The organism is Streptomyces sp. NPDC002734, assembly GCF_040295685.1.
Taxonomy (GTDB): Bacteria; Actinomycetota; Actinomycetes; order Streptomycetales; family Streptomycetaceae; genus Streptomyces.
The window spans coordinates 83192-107536 of sequence record NZ_JBEOVU010000014.1; the positions used below are offsets into that span (position 1 = coordinate 83192).

Annotated in this window: 20 protein-coding genes; 16 read left to right on the plus strand and 4 right to left on the minus strand. The window is 71.8% G+C overall.

The window, feature by feature from the left end:
- Positions 1 to 655 precede the first annotated feature (655 nt).
- The 10 genes from ABT026_RS14955 to ABT026_RS15000 all read left to right on the plus strand — a co-directional run bounded on the left by ABT026_RS14955 (position 656) and on the right by ABT026_RS15000 (position 13135).
- On the plus strand, positions 656 to 1690 hold the full coding sequence (locus ABT026_RS14955) for an ABC transporter permease (RefSeq protein ID WP_351114769.1): 1035 nt from the start codon (positions 656 to 658) through the stop codon (positions 1688 to 1690).
- Between the two features lie 98 nt (positions 1691 to 1788).
- Complete coding sequence (locus ABT026_RS14960) at positions 1789 to 3579, plus strand: ABC transporter substrate-binding protein (RefSeq protein ID WP_351114770.1); 1791 nt, start codon at positions 1789 to 1791, stop codon at positions 3577 to 3579.
- Between the two features lie 102 nt (positions 3580 to 3681).
- On the plus strand, positions 3682 to 4659 hold the full coding sequence (locus ABT026_RS14965) for an ABC transporter permease (RefSeq protein WP_351114772.1): 978 nt from the start codon (positions 3682 to 3684) through the stop codon (positions 4657 to 4659).
- Positions 4660 to 4672: 13 nt separating this feature from the next.
- Complete coding sequence (locus tag ABT026_RS14970) at positions 4673 to 5737, plus strand: ABC transporter ATP-binding protein (protein ID WP_351114773.1); 1065 nt, start codon at positions 4673 to 4675, stop codon at positions 5735 to 5737.
- 13 nt (positions 5738 to 5750) lie between these two features.
- A complete protein-coding gene (locus tag ABT026_RS14975) occupies positions 5751 to 6917 on the plus strand; it encodes an ABC transporter ATP-binding protein (protein WP_351114774.1) in 1167 nt (388 codons plus the stop codon).
- A 286-nt stretch (positions 6918 to 7203) separates the two neighbouring features.
- Positions 7204 to 8910: a peptide ABC transporter substrate-binding protein gene (locus ABT026_RS14980; RefSeq protein ID WP_351114775.1), complete on the plus strand. Its 1707-nt coding sequence runs from the start codon at positions 7204 to 7206 to the stop codon at positions 8908 to 8910.
- A gap of 49 nt (positions 8911 to 8959) precedes the next feature.
- Positions 8960 to 9883 (plus strand): ABC transporter permease, encoded by a 924-nt coding sequence (locus tag ABT026_RS14985; RefSeq protein WP_351114776.1) that lies wholly within the window; start codon positions 8960 to 8962, stop codon positions 9881 to 9883.
- Entirely contained in the window at positions 9876 to 10904 is a 1029-nt protein-coding gene (locus tag ABT026_RS14990) for an ABC transporter permease (RefSeq protein WP_502967977.1), read from the plus strand. The genes ABT026_RS14985 and ABT026_RS14990 overlap by 8 nt, the downstream gene beginning before the upstream one ends.
- Before the next feature lie 8 nt (positions 10905 to 10912).
- Positions 10913 to 11929 (plus strand): ABC transporter ATP-binding protein, encoded by a 1017-nt coding sequence (locus tag ABT026_RS14995; protein WP_351114778.1) that lies wholly within the window; start codon positions 10913 to 10915, stop codon positions 11927 to 11929.
- A 135-nt stretch (positions 11930 to 12064) separates the two neighbouring features.
- The gene (locus tag ABT026_RS15000; RefSeq protein WP_351114779.1) at positions 12065 to 13135 is read left to right on the plus strand and encodes an ABC transporter ATP-binding protein; all 1071 of its coding nucleotides are present in this window, start codon (positions 12065 to 12067) and stop codon (positions 13133 to 13135) included.
- A gap of 448 nt (positions 13136 to 13583) precedes the next feature.
- Here ABT026_RS15000 and ABT026_RS15005 read toward each other — a convergent pair whose 3' ends face one another.
- Positions 13584 to 15734, minus strand: a complete 2151-nt coding sequence (locus tag ABT026_RS15005; protein WP_351114780.1) for a prolyl oligopeptidase family serine peptidase — start codon at positions 15732 to 15734, stop codon at positions 13584 to 13586.
- Positions 15735 to 15911: 177 nt separating this feature from the next.
- Here ABT026_RS15005 and ABT026_RS15010 point away from each other — a divergent pair, with 177 nt between their 5' ends.
- The 4 genes from ABT026_RS15010 to ABT026_RS15025 all read left to right on the plus strand — a co-directional run bounded on the left by ABT026_RS15010 (position 15912) and on the right by ABT026_RS15025 (position 19934).
- Positions 15912 to 16106 (plus strand): hypothetical protein, encoded by a 195-nt coding sequence (locus tag ABT026_RS15010; protein ID WP_166021337.1) that lies wholly within the window; start codon positions 15912 to 15914, stop codon positions 16104 to 16106.
- A gap of 104 nt (positions 16107 to 16210) precedes the next feature.
- On the plus strand, positions 16211 to 17128 hold the full coding sequence (mshB, locus tag ABT026_RS15015; protein ID WP_351114782.1) for an N-acetyl-1-D-myo-inositol-2-amino-2-deoxy-alpha-D-glucopyranoside deacetylase: 918 nt from the start codon (positions 16211 to 16213) through the stop codon (positions 17126 to 17128).
- Positions 17125 to 17535 carry a DUF6113 family protein gene (locus tag ABT026_RS15020; protein WP_351114783.1) on the plus strand — a complete coding sequence of 137 codons (411 nt, stop codon included), beginning with the start codon at positions 17125 to 17127 and terminating at the stop codon, positions 17533 to 17535. The genes mshB and ABT026_RS15020 overlap by 4 nt, the downstream gene beginning before the upstream one ends.
- Positions 17536 to 17714: 179 nt before the next feature.
- Positions 17715 to 19934 carry a hypothetical protein gene (locus tag ABT026_RS15025; RefSeq protein ID WP_351114784.1) on the plus strand — a complete coding sequence of 740 codons (2220 nt, stop codon included), beginning with the start codon at positions 17715 to 17717 and terminating at the stop codon, positions 19932 to 19934.
- A gap of 90 nt (positions 19935 to 20024) precedes the next feature.
- Here ABT026_RS15025 and ABT026_RS15030 read toward each other — a convergent pair whose 3' ends face one another.
- Positions 20025 to 20903 (minus strand): transglutaminase-like domain-containing protein, encoded by an 879-nt coding sequence (locus ABT026_RS15030; protein WP_351114785.1) that lies wholly within the window; start codon positions 20901 to 20903, stop codon positions 20025 to 20027.
- 17 nt (positions 20904 to 20920) lie between these two features.
- Positions 20921 to 21940: a GNAT family N-acetyltransferase gene (locus ABT026_RS15035; protein ID WP_351114787.1), complete on the minus strand. Its 1020-nt coding sequence runs from the start codon at positions 21938 to 21940 to the stop codon at positions 20921 to 20923.
- A 140-nt stretch (positions 21941 to 22080) separates the two neighbouring features.
- Here ABT026_RS15035 and fdxA point away from each other — a divergent pair, with 140 nt between their 5' ends.
- Positions 22081 to 22401 (plus strand): ferredoxin, encoded by a 321-nt coding sequence (fdxA, locus tag ABT026_RS15040; protein WP_077966227.1) that lies wholly within the window; start codon positions 22081 to 22083, stop codon positions 22399 to 22401.
- A gap of 136 nt (positions 22402 to 22537) precedes the next feature.
- Positions 22538 to 23635, plus strand: a complete 1098-nt coding sequence (gene dapC / locus ABT026_RS15045; protein WP_351114788.1) for a succinyldiaminopimelate transaminase — start codon at positions 22538 to 22540, stop codon at positions 23633 to 23635.
- A gap of 297 nt (positions 23636 to 23932) precedes the next feature.
- Here the strand turns inward: dapC and ABT026_RS15050 are convergent, their stop codons facing one another.
- Complete coding sequence (locus ABT026_RS15050; protein ID WP_351114790.1) at positions 23933 to 24334, minus strand: ATP-binding protein; 402 nt, start codon at positions 24332 to 24334, stop codon at positions 23933 to 23935.
- Positions 24335 to 24345: the final 11 nt, after the last annotated feature.

A 24345-nucleotide genomic window follows, 5' to 3' on the forward strand; every position in this document is an offset into this window, starting at 1 on the left:
AGCCCGGGCGCCCCGTCGGGGCGCCCGGGCTTCCGGGCTTTCCGGGGCAGCTCGGACGCAACCTCTTTGACTTGCGCGTTGTCCGGTATTCGGCACGCTTCGACCGGTAGCCATGTAACACGTCCGTTTCGTGGGCTTCTCGTGGTCGTCGGAATGTCTGGAGTCTGGGAATTTGGGCGCGAGATGTGATTGAACCGAGACCAATAGACAGTGGTCCCGGTCCGGGGTCATGGCAGATAGTTAGCGGCATGGCGCTTCGGTGAACAGTCCGCTGCCTCTGCGGAACGCGGTACGAACCATCGACGCCATGGGGGGTGTTCGCTCATCTGCCGCCGTCTCCGGTGGAGGCATGGCAGTGGCGTGCTCCCTCCCCTGTTGGTGAACACGTGGAGTCATGAGGAGGAGTCCCATGGGTGGTGTGACAAGCAGCCTGTGGGCCCGGTCGTCCGCCGGCCGCGTCCAGGCCTGCGGGCTCGACGACTGGCTCTGAACCCACTCCCGGTGGTCCCCGCGAACAGCGCTACGCGCGTAGGTACGTGGCGGCCCGCCACCACCCGGGTTCTCTGACACTTCATGATCCGGCCGACGGCCCGATATCCGGCACACACGCTTCGGATACCGAACGCGGCACACCCAGACGCGAGATGGGCGAACAGTGACAAGTCCGATCGAGATCGAGGACAGCGCGACGAAGGTCGCCGCCGAGGGCGAGGCGAAGCCCAAGGAGGCGGAAGCGTCGCTGGAGGGCCGGTCCCCCGGTCAGTTGATGTGGATGCGCTTCAAGCGCGACCGCACCGGCGTGATCTGCGCGTGGATCGTCCTCGCGTATTTCGTCATCGGCCTCGCGGCCCCGCTGCTCACCATGCTGAGCGGCACCGACCCGTACACCCTGTACGGCCAGGACCCCGACTACGCCGCCACCCCGGTGCTCGACGAGTTCGGTCTCCCGCTGGGCTCCTTCGGCGGCGTCTCCGCCGAGCACTGGTTCGGTGTCGAGCCGCAGCTCGGGCGTGACCTGTTCGCGATGATGGTCTACGGCATCCGGACCTCGCTGTTCATGGCCGTGGGCGTCACCATCCTGACCATCGGCACCGGTGTCGTCATCGGCCTGGTCGGAGGCTTCGTCGGCGGCAAGACCGACTACTACATCGGCCGAGTCACGGACTTCCTGCTCGCCTTCCCCAGTCAGCTGTTCTTCATCGCCTTCATGCCCGTGGTGACCGCGTTCTTCGTGGACCCGCGGGAGGAGACCCCGACCTACTTCCGGGCCCTGGCGATCCTGATCGTGCTGTGGGTGCTCGGCTGGATGGGCATGTCGCGCCTGGTCCGCTCCACCGTCCTGGCCCTTCGCGAGCGGGAGTTCGTGGAGGCGGCCAAGGTCTCGGGCGCCTCGAACTGGCGGATCCTCTTCAAGGAGATCCTGCCGAACGTGGTGTCCCCGATCCTCGTGCAGTTCACCTACACGCTGCCGAGCGTCATCCTCACCATCGCCTTCCTCTCCTTCGCGGGCGTCGGTTTCGTCGAGCCGACCCCGGACTGGGGCCGTCTCTTCGCGAACGGCGCCGACTACACGGAGCAGGCACCGGCCTTCATCTTCTTCCCCGGTATCGCTCTGGTGATCTTCGTCCTGTGCTTCAACCTCCTCGGAGACTCGGTGCGGGACGCGTTCGACCCCAAGTCTGGACGGTGACGTCGTCCTAGGTGGGGGGTGACTGCCGCCCCCAACGTCGGCTGCCAGCCGCGTCAGGCAGTACTCAGGAAAACAACCGACAGGTAGGTAATCACCCAATGAGACTCATGAACTCGCGCACCAGCCGCGCGATCGTGGTCGCCTTCGCGGCCGGCTCGCTCGCCCTGACCGGCTGCTCCAGCAACGACGGCGGCAAGACCAAGACGGACGCCAAGAACCAGGACAACGCCAAGGACCAGGCCAAGCCCATGGTCTACGCGGACGCCGCCGCCTCCCAGGGCCCGGCTCCCGAGGTCGACGGTGCCAAGAAGGGCGGCACCATCAAGGCGTACATGGAGACCGACCTGACCCACCTGGACCCGGGTCAGATCTACGTCTCGGACGCCGGTCTCTTCTCGAACCTGATCCACCGCGGTCTCACCAACTTCAAGGAAGACGACAACGGCAACCTGTCGGTCGTCGGTGACCTCGCCACCGATGCCGGCAAGATGTCCGACGACGGCAAGACCTGGACCTTCACCCTGAAGGACGGTCTGAAGGACGCCAACGGCAACCCGATCGACTCGGCCGACGTCCGCCACACCGTCGAGCGCACCTACGCGAAGTTCATCTTCGACGGCCCGTCCTACCTGCAGACCTGGCTGAGCGGCACGGACTACCGCAAGGCGCTGCCGGACGGCGGCTTCGGCAAGAAGCACCTGCCGGACTCGGTCCTGGAGACGCCGGACGACAAGACCATCGTCTTCCACTTCGACACCCCGCGCCTGGACCTGCCGCAGACGCTGGCCATGCCCGGCTACTCCCTGGTTCCCGAGGAGACGGACACCAAGGAGAAGTACGACAAGGCCCCGGTCGCCACCGGTCCTTACAAGATCGAAGAGTTCAAGAGCGGCAAGTCCCTCAAGCTCGTCCGCAACGAGAACTGGGACCCGGCCACCGACGCGGTGCGCAACGCGTACCCGGATGCCTGGAACTTCGAGATCGGCGTCACCGGCTCCACCCAGACCCAGCGTCTGATCGCCGACAACGGCGACGACAAGAGCGCGATCCAGTTCACGGGCAACATCGACAGCCCGAAGATCCCGCAGGTCCTCAAGGACAAGGCGATCAAGGCGCGGACCGTCCAGGGCTACCAGCCCTACGTGATGCAGCTGACCTTCAACCTGGACAAGGTCAAGAACAAGACGGTCCGTGAGGCCATCGCCGTCGGCATCAACTCCAAGTCGCTCATCGCGACCGAGGGTGGCGTCTACGGTGGCGACGCGGCGCCGAACCTGTTCGCCCCGACCCTGCCGGGCTACGAGGCCGACTACGACCCCTACGGCCGTCTGAAGACGCCGCAGGGTGACGTCAAGAAGGCCAAGGAGCTCCTGAAGGACGTTCCGGCCGCCGACAAGAAGATCGTCTACGCGTACCCGGGCAGCGAGGCCGGCCAGCTCCGCAAGGTCGCCGTCGAGGACGCCCTGACCTCGCTCGGCTTCGACGTGGTGGCCAAGGAGATCGACGCCGCCAGCTTCTACGAGCAGATCGGCAAGCTGGACAACCCGTACGACGCCTACATCACGGGCTGGGGCCAGGACTGGCCGTCCGCCGCGACGGTCGTCACCCCGATCTACGACGGTGACCTGGTCACCGACGGTGGTTCGAACTACTCGCACATCAAGGACCCGAAGGTCCAGGAGCTGATCAAGAAGGCTCTGAACCAGAAGCCGGAGGAGGCCCAGGCCACCTGGCAGGAGGCGCACCACTACATCCTCGAGGAGGTCATCCCGGCCGCCCCGCTGTGGTACGCCAAGCAGTTCCAGCTCTTCGGCTCGAACATCGGCGGTGCTCGCTACAGCTCCGAGGCGAGCTACATCGACGTGAACAGCCTCTTCCTCAAGAAGTAAGGCTCTTCGACTGACCGCGGGGATGCGCACCAGGCGGAGCGCATCCCCGCGGTTCCGCGAATTCCCGCCTTCCCCGTCTCCGCAGAGAGCAGCCTTCCCGCCATGTTCAAGTTCCTCATCCGGCGCTCGGTCGGTGCTGTCGTCACCCTGTTCCTGATCAGCGCGGCGACCTTCTTCCTCTTCGTCGCCGGACCGTCCGACTATGCCTCGCTGGCGTGTGGCAAGGACTGCTCGCCTGCGAGACTCGAAGACATCCGTGCGGCCCTCGGCCTTGACCAGCCCGTCTTCCTGCAGTTCTGGGACTTCGTGTCAGGCATCGTGATGGGCCGGGACTTCCCGACCGGTCACTGCCCCGCTCCTTGCCTCGGCGTCTCGTTCAGGACCGGGGACCAGGTCTGGGCCCGCATCATCGACGACTTCCCGACGACGCTGTCGCTGACGGTCGGCGGCCTGATCGTCTTCCTGATCGTCGGCCTGGGCACCGGCATGCTCGCGGCCTACAAGAAGGGCAGCATGATCGACAAGGTGTCCTCGGGCGCCTCGATGGTGCTGAGCTCCTTCCAGATCTACTTCCTCGGCCCGCTGGTCCTGCTCGCCCTCGTCTACACCACCAGCTGGTTCGAGAACCCCAAGTACGTCCCGTTCACCGAGGACCCCTTCGGCTGGCTTGCCGGTCTGTGGATCCCGATCCTGGTGATGGCCACCATCTTCACCGCGCAGTACACGCGTATGGCCCGCTCCGAGCTCATCCAGCAGCTCCAGGAGGAACACGTCCGCACCGCCCGTGCCAAGGGCATGAGCCGCAAGTACGTGTTCTTCCGCTACGCCTGGCGCGGTTCGCTCATCCCGATCATCACGGTGCTGGGCATCGACATCTCGGCGCTGCTCTCCGGCGGCGTGGTCACCGAGCTGACCTTCTCGCTCCACGGCATCGGTCGCCTGGCGGTCGACGGCGCGCAGTTCAAGGACCTCCCGCTGACCATGGGCGTCATGCTGTTCAGCGCCTTCTTCATCCTGCTGTTCAACATGCTCTGCGACATCGCCTACGCCTACGTCGACCCGCGCATCCGGCTCTCCTAAGGAACGATCCACAGTGACCACTCTGACCACGACTGAGGACGCGGCGGCCCCGGCCGGCTCCGACAGCTTCCTCTCGGTCCGCGACCTGCGGGTGCGTTTCTCCACCGAGGACGGCATCGTCAAGGCGGTCGACGGCCTCTCCTTCGACGTCAAGCGAGGCCAGACCCTCGGCATCGTGGGTGAGTCCGGCTCCGGCAAGTCCGTCACCAACCTGACGGTCCTCGGCCTGCACAACCCGGACACCACCACCATCGAGGGTTCGATCAACCTTGACGGCCAGGAGCTGCTCACCGCCTCCGAGCGTGCGCTGCAGAAGCTCCGCGGCAACAAGATGGCGATGATCTTCCAGGACCCGCTGACCGCCATGTCGCCGTACTACACGGTCGGCCGGCAGCTGTCCGAGCCCTACATGAAGCACAAGGGCGCCTCCAAGAAGGAGGCGAAGGAACGCGCCATCCAGATGCTGGAGAAGGTCGGCATCCCGCAGCCCCGGCTGCGCTTCGACGACTACCCGCACCAGTTCTCCGGCGGTATGCGCCAGCGCGCCATGATCGCCATGGCCCTGATGTGCGACCCGGAGCTGCTGATCGCGGACGAGCCGACCACCGCGCTCGACGTGACGGTGCAGGCGCAGATCCTCGACCTGCTCAAGGACCTCCAGCAGGAGTTCGGCTCCGCGATCATCTTCATCACCCACGACCTGGGCGTCATCGCCAACATGGCGGACGACCTCCTGGTGATGTACGGCGGCCGGGCCATGGAGCGCGGCACCGTCCGCGAGGTGCTCCGCGAGCCCCGCCACCCCTACACCTGGGGCCTGCTGAGCTCGATGCCGCGGCTGGACAGCGACGTCGACGTGGCGCTGGAGCCGATCCCCGGTTCCCCGCCCTCGCTGCTCAACCTGCCCACCGGCTGCCGGTTCAGCCCGCGTTGCGTCTTCAAGGACCACGTCGCCGGCGACCTCTGCACGACCGTCTCGCCCACGCTGGGCGAGAGGCACGAGGACACCTCCTGCCACCTGACGGCGGAGCAGAAGCAGTCCATATTCATCGACAAGATCCAGCCCCGGCTGCGCTAGGGAGCACCGAGACATGAGCGACAACCTCACCGCCCCAGAGCAGAAGCAGCCCGAGGCCACCCCCGTGTCCGGGGCCGAGAGCAAGGCACTGCTCGAGGTCAAGGGCCTGACCATGCACTTCCCGGTGTACGGCGGGTTCCCGTTCAAGCGGAAGGTCGGCGCGGTCCAGGCCGTCGACAACGTGGACCTGGTGGTCCACGAGGGCGAGGCCCTCGGCGTCGTCGGCGAGTCCGGCTGCGGCAAGTCGACCACCGGCCGGCTGATCACCCGCCTGATGGAGCCCACCGCGGGCACCATCACCTACCGCGGCAACGACATCACCCGTGCGTCGCGCAAGGAACTGGCGCCGATCCGGTCCGAGATCCAGATGATCTTCCAGGACCCGTACTCGTCGCTGAACCCGCGGCAGACCGTCGGCACGATCATCAAGTCGCCGATGGAGATCAACGGGATCAACCCCCCCGGCGGCCGGGACAAGCGGGTCAAGGAGCTCCTGGAGCTCGTCGGCCTGAACCCGGAGCACTACAACCGCTTCCCGCACGAGTTCTCCGGCGGTCAGCGCCAGCGCATCGGCGTCGCCCGCGCCCTGGCGGTCAACCCGAAGCTGATCGTCGCCGACGAGCCGGTCTCCGCGCTCGACGTGTCGATCCAGGCGCAGGTCGTCAACCTGCTGAAGAAGGTGCAGGACGAGCTCGGCATCGCGTTCGTCTTCATCGCGCACGACCTGGCGATCGTGCGGCACTTCTCGCAGCGCGTCGCGGTGATGTACCTGGGCAAGGTCGTCGAGGTCGGCGACCGGGACGACATCTACAACCGTCCCCGTCACCCGTACACGCACGCCCTGCTCTCGGCCGTTCCCGAGGTCGAGGTCGAGGACGGCGAGCCGCGCGAGCGCATCCGCCTGTACGGCGACGTGCCCTCCCCGGTCAACCCGCCGTCCGGCTGCCGCTTCCGCACCCGCTGCTGGAAGGCGCAGGACAAGTGCGCGACGGAGGAGCCGCCGCTGGTCCAGATCTCCGGCAACCGCGACGGCCACCTCACGGCCTGCCACTTCCCGGAGGACCCGACCACGGAGGCGCGCGGCGAGGACGTCGTCCTCGACCCGGCGCTGAAGGCGCTGGAGGCCGAGCACGCCGCGCACTCCGAGAGCACCGACAGCACCGTGAGCGACAAGGACTGACCTTCCGGTCCGTCCGCACCGAAGGGCCGGCAGGGGCATCACGCCCCTGCCGGCCCTTCGGCCTTTCCTCGCCCGGCTTCCCTCGCCCGGCTTCCCTCGCCCGGCCGGGCGACCTCCTCACCCGTACGGGTGGACATCGGGTGAACCGGAACGTCAACGGCGATATGCATCGTTCACCGGATGAATCGGTCGGCGACCGGCCGGCGATCCGCCGGCGACCGGTCATCGACGGCCGGACACCGACACGGGACCGGTCGGGCCCGGACAAGGGAGAGGGAGGCACGCCATGCGCCGAGGACGAGACGGGGGCACGGCGGACGCGAGGCGCCCGCGCGTCGTGGCGGGTGCGCGCACCGCCACCCGGACCGCGCGCACCGCGACCCGCACGGCCGCCACGGCGGGCGCCACCGCGGTGGTGCTCCTCGCCGCGGCCTGCGGCGGCGGAGGCGGTGGCGGCGGGGGCGAGGGCGGGGTCCTCAGCTCCTCCTGGGGCGACCCGCAGAACCCGCTGGAGCCGGCCAACACCAACGAGGTGCAGGGCGGCAAGGTCCTCGACATGATCTTCAGAAACCTGAAGAAGTACGACCCGAAGACCGGCGCGGCCCAGGACATGCTCGCCGAGAAGATCGAGACCTCCGACTCCCAGAACTTCCGCATCACGGTCAAGGACGGCTGGAAGTTCAGCAACGGCGAGGCGGTCACCGCCCGTTCGTTCGTGGACGCGTGGAACTACGGCGCGAGCCTGAAGAACAACCAGAAGAACGCCTACTTCTTCCAGTACATCGACGGCTACGACAAGACCCACCCAGAGAGCGGCTCGCAGAGCGCCGACACCCTCTCCGGCCTGAAGCTCGTCGACGACCGGACGTTCACCGTCAAGCTGTCCCAGAAGTTCTCCACCTTCCCGGACACCCTGGGCTACAACGCCTACGCCCCGCTGCCGCGCGCCTTCTTCGACGACCACGACGCCTGGATCGCCAAGCCGGTCGGCAACGGCCCGTACCAGGTCGACTCCTACGCCAAGGGCTCGCAGATGTCGCTGCGCGCCTGGGACGGCTACAAGGGCCCGGACAAGGCACAGAACGGCGGCGTCGACCTCAAGGTCTACACGGACAACGCCACCGCCTACAACGACCTGATGTCCGGCAACCTCGACCTGGTCGACGACATCCCGGCCAGCCAGCTGAAGAACGCGCCCAACGACCTCGGCGACCGGTACATCAACACCCCCGCGGGCATCCTGCAGACCCTGGCCTTCCCCTTCTACGACAAGGCGTGGAACAGGCCGGGCATGGAGAAGGTCCGCAAGGGCCTGTCCATGGCGATCGACCGCAAGCAGATCACCGAGACCATCTTCCAGAAGACCCGGACCCCCGCGACCGACTGGACCTCCCCGGTCCTCGGCGAGGACGGCGGCTTCCGCGAGGGTCTGTGCGGCGAGGGCTGCGAGTACAAGCCGCAGGACGCCAAGCAGCTCATCGAGGACGGCGGCGGCCTGCCCGGCGGCCAGGTCAAGATCACCTTCAACGCGGACACCGGCTCCCACCGGGACTGGGTCGAGGCGGTCTGCAACAGCATCAACCGCGCCCTGGGCCAGGGGAAGGCGTGCGTCCCCAACCCGGTCGGCACCTTCGCCGACTACCGCAACCAGATCGGCGAGGAGAAGATGCCCGGCCCCTTCCGGGCCGGCTGGCAGATGGACTACCCGCTGATCCAGAACTTCCTCCAGCCGCTCTACTACACCAACGCCTCGTCCAACGACGGCAAGTGGTCCAACCAGCAGTTCGACGACCTGGTCGACGAGGCGAACGCCGAGTCGGACACCACCAAGGCGGTGGACACCTTCGTCAAGGCCGAGGAGGTGGTCCGCGACGAGATGGCCGCCATCCCGCTCTGGTACCAGAACGGCTCCGCCGGCTACTCGGAGCGGCTCTCCGACGTCACCCTGAACCCCTTCAGCGTCCCGGTGTACGACCGCATCAAGGTCAGCTGACCCGGAAGGCCGCCGTGAGGCCGGCACCGCACCAACGCCGGGAGGCACCATGGGACGCTATGTGATCCGGCGTCTGCTCCAGATGATCCCCGTGTTCGTGGGGGCGACGCTGCTGATCTTCCTGATGGTCAACGTCATGGGCGACCCGATCGCCGGGCTCTGCGGCGACCGCGCCTGCGACCCGGCCACGGCGGCCCGCCTCAAGGCGGAGTTCGGCCTCGACCAGCCCGTCTGGAAGCAGTACCTCACCTACATGGGCAACGTGCTCACCGGCGACTTCGGCACCGCCTTCAACGGCCAGAAGGTCACCGAACTGATGGCCACCGCCTTTCCGGTGACGATCCGGCTGACCCTGGTGGCGATCCTCTTCGAGATCGTCATCGGCATCGCCCTCGGCGTGGTCACCGGGATGCGCCGCGGCCGGCCGGTCGACACCGGAGTGCTGGTCGCCACCCTGGTCGTGATCTCCGTGCCCACCTTCGTCACGGGCCTGCTGCTCCAGCTGCTGCTGGGCGTGAAATGGGGCTGGATCAACCCGTCGGTCTCCTCCGACGCCACCTTCGGCGAGCTGATCGTCCCCGGCCTGGTGCTGGCCTCGGTGTCGCTGGCCTACGTCACCCGGCTGACCCGGACCTCCATCGCCGAGAACCGCCGCTCCGACTACGTCCGCACCGCCGTCGCCAAGGGGCTCCCGCGCCGCCGGGTGGTCTCCCGCCACCTGCTGCGCAACTCCCTGATCCCCGTGGTCACCTTCATCGGCACCGATGTCGGCGCGCTCATGGGCGGCGCCATCGTCACCGAACGGATCTTCAACATCCACGGGGTCGGCTACCAGCTCTACCAGGGCATCCTCCGGCAGAACACCCAGACGGTGGTCGGCTTCGTGACGGTGCTGGTGCTGGTCTTCCTGGCGGCGAACCTGATCGTCGACCTCCTGTACGCCGTTCTCGACCCGAGGATCCGCTATGCCTGAGCCCCGGCCGAACTCCGACCCCGGCGAACTGGACGGCGGACGCTCCGAGGACCGCGCCGGCCCCGAGGACGGGGCCATCGCCGGGACGGGCTTCGGCGGCTCCATGGACCTGGCCGCCGACGAGGGCCGGGCGCTGGAGCGGGACCCCGAGCACGACGGCGCCGGGCCCGCCGACCGGCCCCGGTCCCTGTGGTCGGACGCCTGGCGGGACCTGCGCCGCAACCCGGTCTTCGTGATCTCCGCGCTGCTGATCCTCTTCCTGGTCGTCATCGCGATCTGGCCGAGCCTGCTGACCTCGGGCGACCCGCTCGACTGCGACCTCGCCAAGGCCCAGCAGGGCTCCCAACCAGGCCACCCCTTCGGCTTCAACGCCCAGGGCTGCGACGTCTACACCCGCACCGTGTACGGCGCCCGCACCTCGGTCACCGTCGGCGTCTGCGCCACCCTCGGCGTCGCCCTCCTCGGCAGCGTCCTGGGCGGTCTCGCCGGGTTCTTCAGCGGGGTCTGGGACGCCCTGCTCTCCCGGCTCACCGACGTCTTCTTCGCCATCCCGGTGGTGCTGGGCGGCCTGGTGCTCCTGTCGGTGGTCACCAGCAACACCGTCTGGCCGGTCATCGGCTTCATGGTGCTGCTGGGCTGGCCGCAGATCTCCCGCATCGCCCGCGGCTCGGTCATCACCGCCCGGCAGCACGACTACGTGCAGGCGGCCCGGGCGCTCGGCGCGTCCAGCCCCAGGATGCTGCTGCGGCACATCGCGCCCAACGCCGTCGCCCCGGTGATCGTGGTCGCCACCATCGCGCTCGGCACCTACATCGCCCTGGAGGCCACGCTGTCCTTCCTCGGCGTCGGCCTCAGGCCGCCCACGGTCAGCTGGGGCATCGACATCTCCTCCGCCTCCCCGTACATCCGCAACGCCCCGCACATGCTGCTCTGGCCGGCCGGCGCGCTGGCGATCACGGTGCTCGCGTTCATCATGCTCGGCGACGCGGTCCGCGACGCCCTCGACCCGAAGCTGAGGTGAGCCGCGCCATGCTGCTCGAGGTCCGCGACCTGCGCGTGGAGTTCGCCACCCGCGAAGGAGTCGCCAAGGCGGTCAACGGGGTCAGCTACGAGGTCGCGGAGGGGGAGACGCTCGCCGTGCTCGGCGAGTCCGGCTCCGGCAAGTCCGTCACCGCCCAGGCGATCATGGGCATCCTCGACATGCCGCCCGGCCGGATCACCGGCGGCGAGATCCTCTTCCAGGGACGCGACCTGCTGCGCCTCAAGGAGGAGGAACGGCGGGGCATCCGCGGCGCGGAGATGGCGATGATCTTCCAGGACGCGCTCTCCTCCCTCAACCCCGTGCTCACCGTGGGGGACCAGCTGGGCGAGATGTTCGTCGTCCACCGCGGCATGTCGAAGAAGGACGCCCGCGCCAGGGCGGTCGAGCTGATGGACCGGGTCCGCATCCCGGCCGCCGCCCAGCGGGTGCGGGACTACCCGCACCAGTTCTCCGGCGGAATGCGCCAGCGCATCATGATCGCCATGGCGCTGGCCCTGGAACCGGCGCTGATCATCGCCGACGAGCCCACCACCGCGCTGGACGTGACGGTCCAGGCGCAGGTCATGGACCTGCTCGCCGAGCTGCAGCGCGAGTACCGGATGGGCCTGATCCTCATCACCCACGACCTCGGCGTGGTCGCCGACGTCGCCGACAAGATCGCCGTCATGTACGCCGGCCGGATCGTCGAGACGGCTCCGGTGCACGACCTGTACAAGGCGCCCGCCCACCCGTACACCCGGGGTCTGCTGGACTCCATCCCGCGCCTGGACCACAAGGGCCGCGAGCTGTACGCGATCAAGGGCCTGCCGCCCAGCCTCACCGCCATTCCGTCCGGCTGCCCCTTCCACCCACGCTGCCCGATGGTCCAGGACGTCTGCCGCACCGACGTGCCCCCGCTGTACGCGGTGGAACCGGCCGGCGCGGGCGGTCCGGCCACGGGGGAGGGGCGGGGCAGCGCCTGCCACTTCTGGCGCGACTGCCTGGAGGACACCGGACCCCGCTGACGCCCTCGTTCCACCCGTCCTTCGGGTCCCGCCGCCTCACCGGCGGGGGACCGCCGCCCGACCCGCCCCCGCCTCGCCGGCGGGGGACCGCCGCCCGACCGCCCCAGCCGGCCGAACCGCCCGCCAGGAGAACCTATGGCCACCATGGCGCCCGTGCCCGGCACGGACACGACGACCGAGCCGATCCTCGAGGTCGAGGGCCTCGTCAAGCACTACCCGCTCACCCGGGGCATCCTCTTCCGCAAGCAGACCGGCGCGGTCAAGGCCGTCGACGGCGTCGACTTCGCCCTCGGCCGCGGCGAGACCCTCGGCATCGTCGGGGAGTCCGGCTGCGGCAAGTCCACGGTGGCGCGGATGCTGGTCAACCTCGAACGCCCCACCGCCGGGGCGATCCGCTACAAGGGCGAGGACGTCACCCGGCTGTCCGGGCGCGCGCTGAAGGCCGTCCGCCGCAACATCCAGATGGTGTTCCAGGACCCCTACACCTCGCTCAACCCCCGGATGACGGTCGGCGACATCATCGGCGAGCCCTACGACATCCACCCCGAGGTCGCGCCCAAGGGCGACCGGCGGCGCCGCGTCCAGGGGCTGCTGGAGGTGGTGGGCCTCAGCCCCGAGCACATCAACCGCTACCCGCACCAGTTCTCCGGCGGCCAGCGCCAGCGCATCGGCATCGCGCGGGGCCTCGCGCTGCGCCCCGAGATCATCGTCGCCGACGAACCGGTCTCCGCGCTGGACGTCTCGGTCCAGGCGCAGGTGGTCAACCTGCTGGAGCGGCTCCAGGACGAGTTCGGCCTCGCCTACGTCTTCATCGCGCACGACCTGTCCGTCGTCCGGCACATCTCGGACCGGGTGGGGGTGATGTACCTGGGCCGCATCGTGGAGATCGGCACCGACGGGCAGATCTACGACCACCCCACGCACCCCTACACCCAGGCCCTGCTCTCCGCCGTCCCCGTTCCCGACCCGCGGGCCCGCGACCGCCGCGAGCGGATCATCCTCACCGGGGACGTGCCCTCCCCGACGAACATCCCCTCCGGTTGCCGCTTCCGCACCCGCTGCTGGAAGGCGCAGCAGCGATGCGTGGACGAGGTCCCGCTGCTCGCCGTCCCGGAGGCGTTCCGCGGTGAGGGGGGTCCGGCCGCCCATCCGTCGGCCTGTCACTTCGCCGAGGAGAAGCGGGTCGTGCCGCCGGACCAGCCTTAACAGCCCGGCAACCGGGTGGACTCCCGCGCGCCACACGGCCGCGGAAGACTATGTCCCGTACGGCCGTGCGGGTGCCGTGAACCGGGCCGGGGCCCTCCAGTAGCCCCGGCCCGTCCCCGCCTTCACCGTCCGCGGGCAGTGACCGACCCGCCCCGCTGCGAGCGGCTGGCCCAACCCTCCTGCGGGCGGCGGCGCCTTACCCCCTTGCGGCGTCTGCGCTTCAGCCCCTGCGGGCGGCCGGCCCAACCCTCCTGCGGGCGGCTGGGCCGCCCAGAGGGCGATGGGGGTCCCCCCTGCTCGAGCGAAGTCGAGAGCTTGGGGGAGGGCGGGCGCAGGCCCCAGCCTCCGCGGCGAGCGGCTCGCTCCACCGGGCCCAGGTGAGGGCTCCCTCCGCGGAGGACGGCCCGCCCCCCGGGGCGCAGGCCCGCGCCAGGGCGGGGCCCCCGGTTCACCCCACCGCGGAGCCCCGCACCGCCGCAACCCCCAACGCCCGCCGCAGGAAGTCCACCTGGAACAGGAGCAGGTTCTCCGCCACCCGCTCCTGCGGCGTCATGTGCGTCACCCCCGACAACGGCAGCACCTCGTGCGGACGCCCCGCCGCCAGCAGCGCCGACGACAGCCGCAGCGCGTGCGCGACCACCACGTTGTCGTCCGCCAGGCCGTGGATCACCATCAACGGCCGCACCGTCTCCGCCGCCCCGGAGAGCCCCTCGTCCGTCACCAGCGAACTCGCCGCGTAGGCGTCGCCGTCCACCGCCGGGTCGCCGAGGTACCGCTCGGTGTAGTGGGTGTCGTAGAGCCGCAGGTCGCTGACCGGCGCCCCCGCGATCCCCGCGGCGAAGACGTCCGGCCGCCGCAGCACGGCCATCGCGGCGAGGTACCCGCCGAACGACCAGCCCCGGATCGCGACCCGCGAGAGGTCCAGCGGGTACCGCTCGGCGAGGTCGTGGAGGGCGTCGATCTGGTCCTCCAGGGCGAGTGTCAGGTCGCCGGCGACGGACTTCTCCCAGGCGGGCGAGCGCCCCGGCGTGCCCCGCCCGTCCGCGACGATCACCGCGAACCCCTGGTCGGCGAGCCACTGGGAGGTCAGATGGGCGTTGTGGGCGGCGTACACACGCTGCCCGTGCGGGCCACCGTAGGGGTCCATCAGGACGGGCAGAAGATCGCCCGCACGGTGGTGCGCGGGCAACAGCACGGCGCACGGAATGCGCCGTGCGCCCGCTTCGGTGAGGGAGACCCGGGGGGTCAGGCCGGGGTCCGCGGCGTGCGAGGCGATCCGCGCGACCTCCACGCCGTCCCGCAGCACCCGCACCACCGCCCCGGGCCGGTCGAGCACCGAGGACACCAGCACCGTCACCCCGCCCGCACGCACCGCCGTGTGGACGCCGGGCTCCTGCGACACCCGCTCCACCCCGTCCGCGGTGACCCGGTGGACGTGCACCTCGCCGAGTTCCGCTTCCGGCGCCCCCTCGCCTGCGGAGGCGGACACCAGGACGTCGTCCTCACCGACGTCCAGCACCGCCCGCAGGTGCAGCCCCGCGTCGGTGAGGGTGCGCCCGCCCACTGCCAGGGCCCGCGCCCCGCTCTCGTCGGTGATCCGCACCAGCTCCCCGCCCGGGCTCCAGCAGGGCGTGGCAGCGAACAATTCAAGCCATGTTGGATCTTTCTCCCGCAGCACCGTGCGGGTGGCCCCGGTGTCCGGGTCGACGGCGAGGGTGAGCTGCGTGCGCTGGTCCCGGCTCTGCACCAGGACCAGCGGCGAACCGGCCGCTGACCAGTGCACTCGTGCCAGGTACGGGAACGCCTCGCGGTCCCAGAGGACCTCCGTGCGGCCGCCGTCGAGGTCCAGGGCGAACAACTGTACGTCCGCGTTGGGGGTTCCGGCCGCGGGGTACGCGTGCGCCCGCGGTTCGCTGCCGGGGTTCGCGGGATCGGCGATCCACCACCGCCGGACCGGCGCGTCGTCGTACCGGGCGACCAGCAGCCGGTCCGACCCGGGGGCCCACCAGAAGCCCCGGTCGCGCCCCATCTCCTCCGCCGCGACGAACTCGGCGAGCCCGTACGCGACCGTCCCGGACTCCGGTTCCGCCAGCACCCTGTCCCCCTCGCCATCCGCTCCCACGACCCGGAGCGCGCCGCCCGCGGCGTAGGCGACGAGGCGTCCGTCGGGGGAGGGGCGGGGGTCGGTCACCGGCCCGGGGACGCTCAGCTCACGCACCGCCCCGTCCGTCGTCGAAGCGCAGAAAAGCCGCCCTGACAAGGCAAAACATGCCAAACCAGCGGCGGCGTCGGTGGCGTGGGAGACGATGCCGGCGCCGCCCTCGCGGCTCCGCTCGCGCCGGGCCCGCTCCTGCGGGGACAGGTCCTCCTCGCCGCCGCCGAGCAGCGCGACCGGGTCCGCCACGAGCCGCTCCGAGGGGTCCTGGCCGGGCCGCAGATCCAGCACCCACAGGGCGCCCGCCCGGTCCGTGCCGGAACGCGAGCGGAGGAAGACGACCCGTGAGCCGTCGGGTGCGACGGTGAACGCGCGGGGCGCTCCGAGGGTGAATCGCTGGGTGCGGGCATACCGCCGGGGGAAGGATTCGGTGTCCGTCTGCATGACCCGACCATATTGGCCATGCGCCCCCCTTGTGCGGCTGTGCGCCGACTCATGCGTTGCCCCGGATAGTTATGATCACTGCCGTCCGGTGGGTATCAACCTGCTGGCTGCGCGAAGGATTTGTCGCCCCTTCGGTCCGACTGCCAGTGTCCTAGGGAGCTTTGGAGGTGAACCGCCGTGGCACTCTCGATCTCGGTGGTGGTGCTGCTGGCGATCGTCGTCTTCCTGCTGATCAAGAAGTCGGGGCTGAAGGCGGGGCATGCGATCGTCTGCATGCTGCTCGGGTTCTACCTCGCCGCCTCGTCGGTGGCCCCCACGATCAGCGAGCTGACGAACAACATCGCCGGCATGATCGGCAGCTTCAAGTTCTGACCCGGCGTCCTCCACCGTCCCGCATACCCCCGGGACGGCGGCGTACACCAGGCAGTGCGCCGGGGCGTTCCGCCGGGCCTTGGGCTCCCGCCTAAGCTGGCCCCATGACGGAAACGCCCGCTCGCCGCCTGCTGCTGGTGCACGCGCACCCGGACGACGAGTCGATCAACAACGGCGCCACCATGGCCCGCTACGCGGCCGAGGGCGCCGGGGTCACCCTGGTCACCTGCACACTGGGCGAGCTCGGCGAGGTGATCCCTCCCGAGCTGGCGCATCTGTCCGGCGCGGCCCTGGGCGCGCACCGCCGTCAGGAGCTGGCCGCCGCCATGCGGGAACTGGGCGTCCACGACGTCCGGCTGCTCGGCGGGGCGGGCCGCTACGGCGACTCCGGGATGATGGGCCTGCCCGACAACGACGCACCGGGAGCCTTCTGGGGAGCCCCCGTCGACGAGGCCGCCGAGCACCTGGTCGCCGTGATCCGTGAGATCCGCCCCCAGGTCCTGGTCACCTACGACCCGAACGGCGGCTACGGCCACCCCGATCACGTCCAGGCCCACCGCGTCGCCATGCGCGCGGCCGAACTGGCCGCCGACCCGGGGCTGCGCCCCGACCTCGGCGAGGCCTGGGACATCCCGAAGGTCTACTGGACCCGGATGCCCCGCGCGGTCGCCGAGGAGGCGTTCGCCCGCCTGCGCGAGGCGCTCCCCGGCCTCCCGTTCCCGGCGGCCGCCGCCGTGGACGACCTGCCCGGCATCGTCGACGACCCGTCGCTGGTCACCGCCCGGCTCGACGCCGAGGGCACGGCGCACGCCGCCGCCAAGGCCGCCGCGATGACCGCCCACGCCACCCAGATCGCCGTCCACGGCCCCTGGTTCGCGCTCTCCAACGACCTGGCCCAGCCGCTGTTCGCGGTGGAGCACTACCAGTTGGTGAAGGGGCGGCCGGGCGGGCCGGGCGTCGAGACCGACCTGTTCGCCGGGGCCGCCCCGGTGTCCGACGCGCACCAGGAAGGCGCCGCATGAGTGCGAACCCCCAGGGCCCGGGGCAGCGGCCCGCCGGAAGCCTGCTGGCCCAGCCGCTGCGGATGCCGTCGGCCGGCCGGACCGCCGCGTACGCCGGGCTGCTCCTGCTGGGCGCCCTGGTCGGGGTGGCCGGCGCCCTGGTGCAGGGCGCCTTCTTCCCCGCCGGGCTGCTGCTGGCGCTCGCCGGGGCCGCCGGAACCTTCCTCGGCGGCGCCCGTCTGACGGGTACCCGGGCCGGCGCGGCGGTGCCGGTCGTCGGGTGGCTGGCCGCGGTCGTGCTGCTCACCACCAGCCGGCCCGAGGGCGACTTCGTGTTCGCCGCGAGCCTGCGGCCCTACCTGTTCCTCCTCGGCGGAATGGTGGTCGCTATGATCTGCGCCACCCTCGGGGGCGGCCGCAACCGCTGAACGCGCCGCCCGACTTGGGAGAGACGTCCCGCTTCGTCCCGCCGTCCTGGCGCCCCCCGGGACGGGAAAGCCCTCGGCCGTGGGTTACCCGCGGGAAGCGGCCAGTATCGTGGAGCGCGCCGCCGAGAAGCCCGCTATGAGGTCGTGACGGGCGGCGGAGCCAACCGGGAGAACCTGCCTTGAGTCGTGAAACTGACAGTCCGTCCCCCACGCCCAACGGGCCCGGCGGATCCTCGCACCCCTCCGAGCCGTCGCGCCCCGAGGAGCGGAAGACCGAGACCACACTGACGACCCGGGTGAAGATCAACATCCCCGGGTCCCGGCCGATCCCGCCCGTGGTGGTACGCCAGCCGGTCGGCGACGGATCCTCCGCCCCGGGTGATCAGCCCGAGGCGGGCGGTCCCGCCGCGCCCTCCGGGCGGGCCGACGCCCCGTCCGCCGCGCCCGGCGGCACGCCGTCCTCCCCGTCCTCTCCTCCCGCCCCGGCGAAGGAGAAGACCAGCGACTGGTTCGCGCCGCGCAAGGCCCCCGCGGCCCCGCCGCAGGGCGCGCCCGAGACGGCTCCGGGCCGGCCCGCGTTGCCGGGCCCGTCCACGCCCTCCCAGGGCGGCGCACCGGGCCAGGGCGGAGCCCCCGGTCAGGGCGGCGCACCGGCGGCCGGCGGCCGGAGCCGCACGCCCGCCGCGGAAGCCCCGGCCCTGCCGCAGCGCCCCACCGCGCCCCGCCCCGGCGGCGGCGCGCCCACCGGACAGCGCCCGCCGGGCGCCCCGCGTCCCTCCGGCGCGTCCAACGCCCCCGGCGCCCCGCGCCCGGGCGGCCAGGGCGGCACCAACGGCGCCGGGCTCCCCGGCGCGACCGGCGGACCGGTGGCTCCCGGCCACGGCGGCGGCACCGGCTCGGTCGACGTCACCGAGGCGCTCAACGCCGGGCCGCTCGGCCCGCGCGGCGGTCAGGCCCCGCGTGCCGGTCAGACCCCGGGTGGCGGGCAGACGCCGCGTGCCGGTCAGACCCCGGGCGGCGGGCAGACGCCGGGCGGCGGTCAGGCCCCGGGCGCCGGCCAGGCTCCGCGCGGGGGGCAGGCCGGCCCGGGAGCGGGGCCGAAGGCCCCCACCGGTCCCACCGGTCCCACCGGCGGTCCCGTCACCGGCAGTGGCCCGCTCACCCCCAACCTCGGCGGCGGCCTGAGCGACGACACCACGGTCCTCACCCCGCAGCGCCCCTTCCCCGGCGGCGGCACCGGAGCTCCGAGCGCCCCCCGCCGGGACACCATCTCCGGCGACACCCTCACCAGCGGCCTTCCCCGGGTGCCCGCGGGCTCCGGTCCGGCCGGCCCGGGCGGTCCGGCCGGCGGCGTCCACGGCGGTCCCGCCACGCCGCCGCCCGGCAGGCCCGGCGGTCCCGTGGCCCCCCACCCGGCGCCCGTGCCCGCCTCGGCGGCGGCGCAGCCCGCGCGGAAGAAGGGCCGCAACAAGCTGGTCCTGCTCGGCGGCGGCCTGGTGGCCCTGTGCGCCGTGGCGTACGGCGCCGGACTGCTGCTGAACCACTCCGACGTGCCCAAGGGCACCACCGTGCTCGGCGTGGAAATAGGCGGCGGCACCCGCGACGAGGCCGCGCACAAGCTGGACCAGGCACTGGGCGACCGCGCGGACAAGCCCCTGCAGCTCACCGTCGAGGGCGACACCGTCAGCCTCGAGCCCGACCAGGCCGGCCTGGACCTCGACACCCGGGCCACCGTGGGCGCCGCAGCGAAGAGCGACTACAACCCGGTCTCGGTGATCGGCTCGCTCTTCGGCCAGCAGCGCGAGATCGAGCCCAACATGCCGGTCGACTCCGAGAAGCTGCGCGCCGCGCTCCAGGAGGCCGCCGGCGGCGCCGGCTCGGTCACCGAGGGCGGCATCGAGTTCAAGGCGGGCAAGGCCGTCGCGGTCCACGGCAAGCCCGGCAAGGGGCTCGACGTCGAGCAGGCCGTCCCCGCCGTCAAGGAGGCCTACCGCCGACAGGTCGCCACCGGCGACGCCGGGGCCGTGGAGCTGCCGGTCGCCACCCGCGAGCCCAGCGTCCCGGACGCCGAGGTGGACCGGATGATGAAGGAGTTCGCCAAGCCCGCCATGTCCGGTCTGGTGACCGTGCAGACCGACGCCGCGCACACCATCTCCTTCAGCCCGCAGAACTCGCTCTGGCGCTTCCTGCGCGTGCAGGCCGTCGACGGCCGCCTGGTCGAGAGCTACGACAAGGCCGAGCTGGAGAAGCTGTACGGCGAGACCTTCGACGGCGTGCTCATCACCCGCGGCACCGGCAAGAAGACGCCGGTGACCGTCGAGGACGTCATCGGCGCGCTGCGCCCGGCCCTGAAGAGCACCACCCAGCGGGTCGCCGTCATCGACACCGACCCCAGCTGACCGCGGTTCGGCCGCACCGACGGGTCCGCCCGCACCGCCCCCGAGGGCGGTGCGGGCGGACCCGTTCGGGTACCCGGGCGGGCCGGCGGGTCAGTTGAGGCGGGCGCGGGCCGCGCGCGCCTGGCCGCGCACCCGCTCGGCCAGTTCCTCGTCCACCGCCTCCACCACGTCGGCGTACACCTCGAGCTCCTCCGCCCCGGCCGTGAACTCGCCCCGGGCGATCAGCAGCTGGGCGTACTCGTGGCGCAGGTTCGCCGGCCGGGCGGGCAGCAGCAGCGACAGCTCCAGCGCCCACAGCGCGGTCGCGGACTGCTCGGGGCGGGCCGCCGCCCAGGCCCGGATGTTGTTGAGGATCCGCATCACCACCTCCAGCGGCCGGGCCGGCGTCCACACCGAGGGGTCCGCCGGGTCCGGGGAGTCGCCCGTGGCGTCCAGCACCAGCAGTTCGGCATCGGCGCCGGTCAGCAGCCGCCCGCCCGCGAACGGGTCGGCCAGCACCTGCCGCGCCGGATCGTCCGCGGGCCCGAAGCCGACGACGAAGTGGCCCGGCAGCGCCACCCCGTGGACCGGGGCGCCGGCCCTGCGGGCGACCTCGGTCCACACCACCGACAGCAGGATCGGCAGCCCCCGCCTGCGCCGCAGCACCTCGTGCAGCAGCGAGGACCGCAGGTCGCGGTAGTCGGCGTGGCCGCCGCCGAAGCCCTCGGCCTCGCCGAGCAGCCGGCGCGCCGCCTCGGCCCACTCGCGCGGGCCGCCCGGCCGGTAGGGCAGCAGCCCGGCCAGCCGGTCCAGTTCCATCTGCGCCTCGTCCATGCCGGTCTCGTCGAGCGAGTCGTCCGCGACCGCGCCGATCAGCAGACAGAGCATCACCAGGTCGGGACGCTCGGCGCGGGCCTCGGCGGCGAACCGCGCGGTCCAGCGGGCGCGTTGCCCCAGCGCGGCCGGGGTGGGAGGTTCGGGGGTCAGCATGCCGTGCGGTCGCCTCCTCAGGCCTCGGGGGAGCGGTAGTGGTGGTAGGTGTGGTGGGCGGCGAAGCCCAGGGTGTCGTAGAGCCGCCGTGCCCCGGCGTTGTCGGTCTCCACCTGGAGCCAGCCCGCCGAGGCGCCCTCCTCCATCGCCTTCCCGGCGAGCGCCGCCATCACCCGCGTCGCCAGTCCCTCACGGCGTCGCTCCGGGGCGACCTCGACGGCGGCGAACCCGGCCCACCGGCCGTCCACCACACAGCGCCCGATGGCCGCGGGCGGCTCGCCGTCCGCACCGGGGACGGTGGCGAACCAGACCGAGGGGCCGCCCTCCAGCACCCGGCGGGCCGCCTCGCCGACGCCCTTGCGCTGGTAACGGGCCAGCCAGGCGTCGCTCGTGTGCCGGGAGAACTCCACCGAGGCCGCACCCGGCCCGGTCCCCGCCGGCTCCACGGCGTCGGCCACCGGGGCCAGACCGCCGATCCACACCTCCGCGGAGACCTCGCGTATCCAGCCACGGTCCTCCAGCGCGGCGCAGAGCAGTTCGTCGGCTCCTTCCGCGCCGGTCGCCGCCTGGACGTAGGCGGGCAGCCCCCGTTCGGCGTACCAGGCGCGGACGGCCGTCAGCGCCTCGTCGAGGTCCCCACCCGGGTCGCCCACCGGGAGCACCGAGTTGGCGCGCCGGGTGAACCCGGAGGAGGCGCGCAGCACCCACCCGCCGAGCGGCTCGCTCTCCACCGGCGGCCAGGCCCGCGCGATGACCCGGGAGAGCTCCGGGTAGGCGGCGGCGGGACCGCGGCGTCGGGCCGGGGCGTCGGGCACCACCTTGCCCGCCACGAGGGCGGACTCCTCGATCCGCACCCGCTCGCCGTTCCGACGGGTGATCAGGAGCACGCCGTCGTCCCATGATGTGAGAACGCCGACGGTGTCGGTGAACTTCGCGCCCGCGACGCCCTCTTCGGCGAGCCGCCGCACGGAGACGCGTTTGCCCACGTCAGAGCCGGTAAGGTGCAGCGCGGCTCGAGCTGCGGTGGAGAATTCCACGGGTCGGTTCACCCCTCGTGTTCGGTTCGGGTCCCGAAGTGGAGATACTAGGGGCGGGCATCGACGACGCCGCGCTCCCGCGCGCCAGGCGGCGGAGCCTGCGGAGGCCCGCCAGCGCCCTATCGAGGAGGAACGACAGCGTGACCTACGTCATCGCGCAGCCTTGTGTCGACGTGAAGGACAAGGCGTGCATCGAGGAGTGCCCGGTCGACTGCATCTACGAGGGGCAGCGCTCCCTCTACATCCACCCGGATGAGTGCGTCGACTGTGGGGCCTGCGAGCCGGTCTGCCCGGTCGAGGCCATCTTCTACGAGGACGACACGCCGGACGAGTGGAAGGACTACTACAAGGCCAATGTGGAGTTCTTCGACGAGCTCGGCTCTCCCGGCGGGGCCAGCAAGCTGGGCCTGATCGAGCGCGACCACCCGTTCGTCGCCGCGCTGCCCCCGCAGAACCAGTAGCGGAACCCGTCGGAGCGGTCCCCCGGGACCGCTCCCCCTCGGTCCCGTACGGCGATCCGCAGCGATCGCCTGCGGGACCGTGGCGTTCCGCCCCCACGCCGCGGGCGCCGCGGCACGAGGAAAGTGAGCGATACCCGTGTCCGAGCTCCTGAGCCGCCTGCCGGACTTCCCCTGGGACAAGCTGGAGCCCTACAAGGCGACGGCGGCGGGGCATCCGGACGGCGTCGTGGACCTCTCCGTCGGCACGCCGGTCGACCCGGTGCCGGACCTCATCCAGAAGGCGCTGGCCGCCGCGGCCGACTCGCCGGGCTACCCGACGGTCTGGGGCACCCCCGAGCTGCGTGACGCGATCACCGGCTGGGCCGGGCGCCGGCTCGGCGCGCACGACCTGACGCACCGGCAGGTGCTGCCGGTGGTGGGCTCCAAGGAACTGGTGGCCTGGCTGCCGATCCAGCTGGGGCTCGGCCCCGGTGACACCGTGGCCTTCCCGCGGCTGGCGTACCCGACCTACGAGGTCGGCGCCCGGCTGGCAGGCGCCCACCACGTCGCCTACGACGACCCGACGACCGACCTCGACCCGGCCGGCCTCAAGCTGCTCTGGCTGAACTCGCCGTCCAACCCGACCGGCCGCGTGCTGCCCAAGGAGGAGCTGCGGCGGATCGTGGCCTGGGCGCGCGAGCACGGCGTGCTGGTCGTCTCCGACGAGTGCTACCTGGAACTGGGCTGGGAGGCCGACCCGGTGTCGGTGCTCCACCCGGACGTCTGCGGCGGCTCGTACGAGGGCCTGGTGGCCGTCCACTCGCTCTCCAAGCGGTCCAACCTGGCCGGCTACCGGGCGGCGTTCCTGCTGGGCGACTCCGCGGTGCTGATGCCGCTGCTCCAGCTGCGCAAGCACGGCGGCATGATGACCTCCATGCCCACCCAGGCCGCCGTGGTGGCCGCGCTGGGCGACGACGCCCACGTGGCCGAGCAGCGGGAGCGGTACGCGGCCCGGCGCGGGACGCTGCGCGGGGCGCTGGAGCGGCACGGCTTCCGCATCGAGCACAGCGAGGCCAGCCTGTACCTGTGGGCCACCCGCGACGAGTCCTGCTGGGACACCGTGGCGTACCTGGCCTCGCTGGGCATCCTGGTCGCCCCCGGCGACTTCTACGGCCCGGCCGGCGAGCGCCACGTCCGGGTGGCGTTCACCGCCACCGACGAGCGGGTGGCGGCCGCGGCGGCCCGCCTGGGCTGACGCCCCCGGGAGACAGCTAGGGCCTGTCCGGCGGATCATGCCGTTCTTGCTGCCGGTTTCGCTTGTCAGCGGGCCTGAGCGGGGGCTGGGGCGTGCGGCTGCAAGGCGGAGGAGGGAGGCGACGCGGAGCGTCGTCGACCGACGACAACGCCGCGTGGGGGTCCCTCCCGCGCGAGCGAAGCCGAGCGTGGGGGAGTGCGTGCCAGGCCCCGCGACCCACGTGCATGATCCGCCGGATAGGCCCGAGGCCCCCCGGCGCCGTGCGCGCCGGGGGCCCTGCCGTTCCGCGGGGCGGCGTCAGACCGGCAGCGGGAGGGTGCTGACCGGAAGGTCGCCCACCGGGAGTTCGCCGGTGGCGTCGCCGACCATCGTGCCCGCCTGCCCGGCCACGCCGCCCACCACCTGCTGGACGTCCGGCGCGCCCTCGGCGGCCTTGGTGGCCATGCCGACGCCGCCCTCGGCGACCTCGGTGCCGCCCTCGAAGGCGTCACCGGCCTGGCCCGCCAGACCGGTCGCGTGGGAGGTCACGCCGCTCAGGGCGGAGCCCAGGTCGCCGGCGCCGTCCAGCGCCGACAGCGGAGCCAGGTCCGGGACCGCCGGGGCGGCCTGCGCGGCGCCGGCCGCACCGACGACGGGGGCGGCGCTCGCGGCGACGAGGAGGGCGGCGCGGGCGATCCGGCGGGTCAGGGGAAGGGACATGGTGCTCCTTG

Bases quoted from the DNA above. Each gene is read 5' to 3' on its own strand.
- ABT026_RS14990 (WP_502967977.1), top strand. From the start codon at position 9,876: ATGCCTGAGCCCCGGCCGAACTCCGACCCCGGCGAACTGGACGGCGGA.
- ABT026_RS15020 (WP_351114783.1), top strand. From the start codon at position 17,125: ATGAGTGCGAACCCCCAGGGCCCGGGGCAGCGGCCCGCCGGAAGCCTG.
- ABT026_RS14965 (WP_351114772.1), top strand. From the start codon at position 3,682: ATGTTCAAGTTCCTCATCCGGCGCTCGGTCGGTGCTGTCGTCACCCTG.
- ABT026_RS14975 (WP_351114774.1), top strand. From the start codon at position 5,751: ATGAGCGACAACCTCACCGCCCCAGAGCAGAAGCAGCCCGAGGCCACC.
- ABT026_RS15050 (WP_351114790.1), bottom strand. From the start codon at position 24,334: ATGTCCCTTCCCCTGACCCGCCGGATCGCCCGCGCCGCCCTCCTCGTC.
- ABT026_RS14985 (WP_351114776.1), top strand. From the start codon at position 8,960: ATGGGACGCTATGTGATCCGGCGTCTGCTCCAGATGATCCCCGTGTTC.
- ABT026_RS14980 (WP_351114775.1), top strand. From the start codon at position 7,204: ATGCGCCGAGGACGAGACGGGGGCACGGCGGACGCGAGGCGCCCGCGC.
- ABT026_RS15030 (WP_351114785.1), bottom strand. From the start codon at position 20,903: ATGCTGACCCCCGAACCTCCCACCCCGGCCGCGCTGGGGCAACGCGCC.
- mshB (WP_351114782.1), top strand. From the start codon at position 16,211: ATGACGGAAACGCCCGCTCGCCGCCTGCTGCTGGTGCACGCGCACCCG.
- ABT026_RS14960 (WP_351114770.1), top strand. From the start codon at position 1,789: ATGAGACTCATGAACTCGCGCACCAGCCGCGCGATCGTGGTCGCCTTC.
- ABT026_RS15005 (WP_351114780.1), bottom strand. From the start codon at position 15,734: ATGCAGACGGACACCGAATCCTTCCCCCGGCGGTATGCCCGCACCCAG.
- ABT026_RS14995 (WP_351114778.1), top strand. From the start codon at position 10,913: ATGCTGCTCGAGGTCCGCGACCTGCGCGTGGAGTTCGCCACCCGCGAA.
- ABT026_RS15000 (WP_351114779.1), top strand. From the start codon at position 12,065: ATGGCCACCATGGCGCCCGTGCCCGGCACGGACACGACGACCGAGCCG.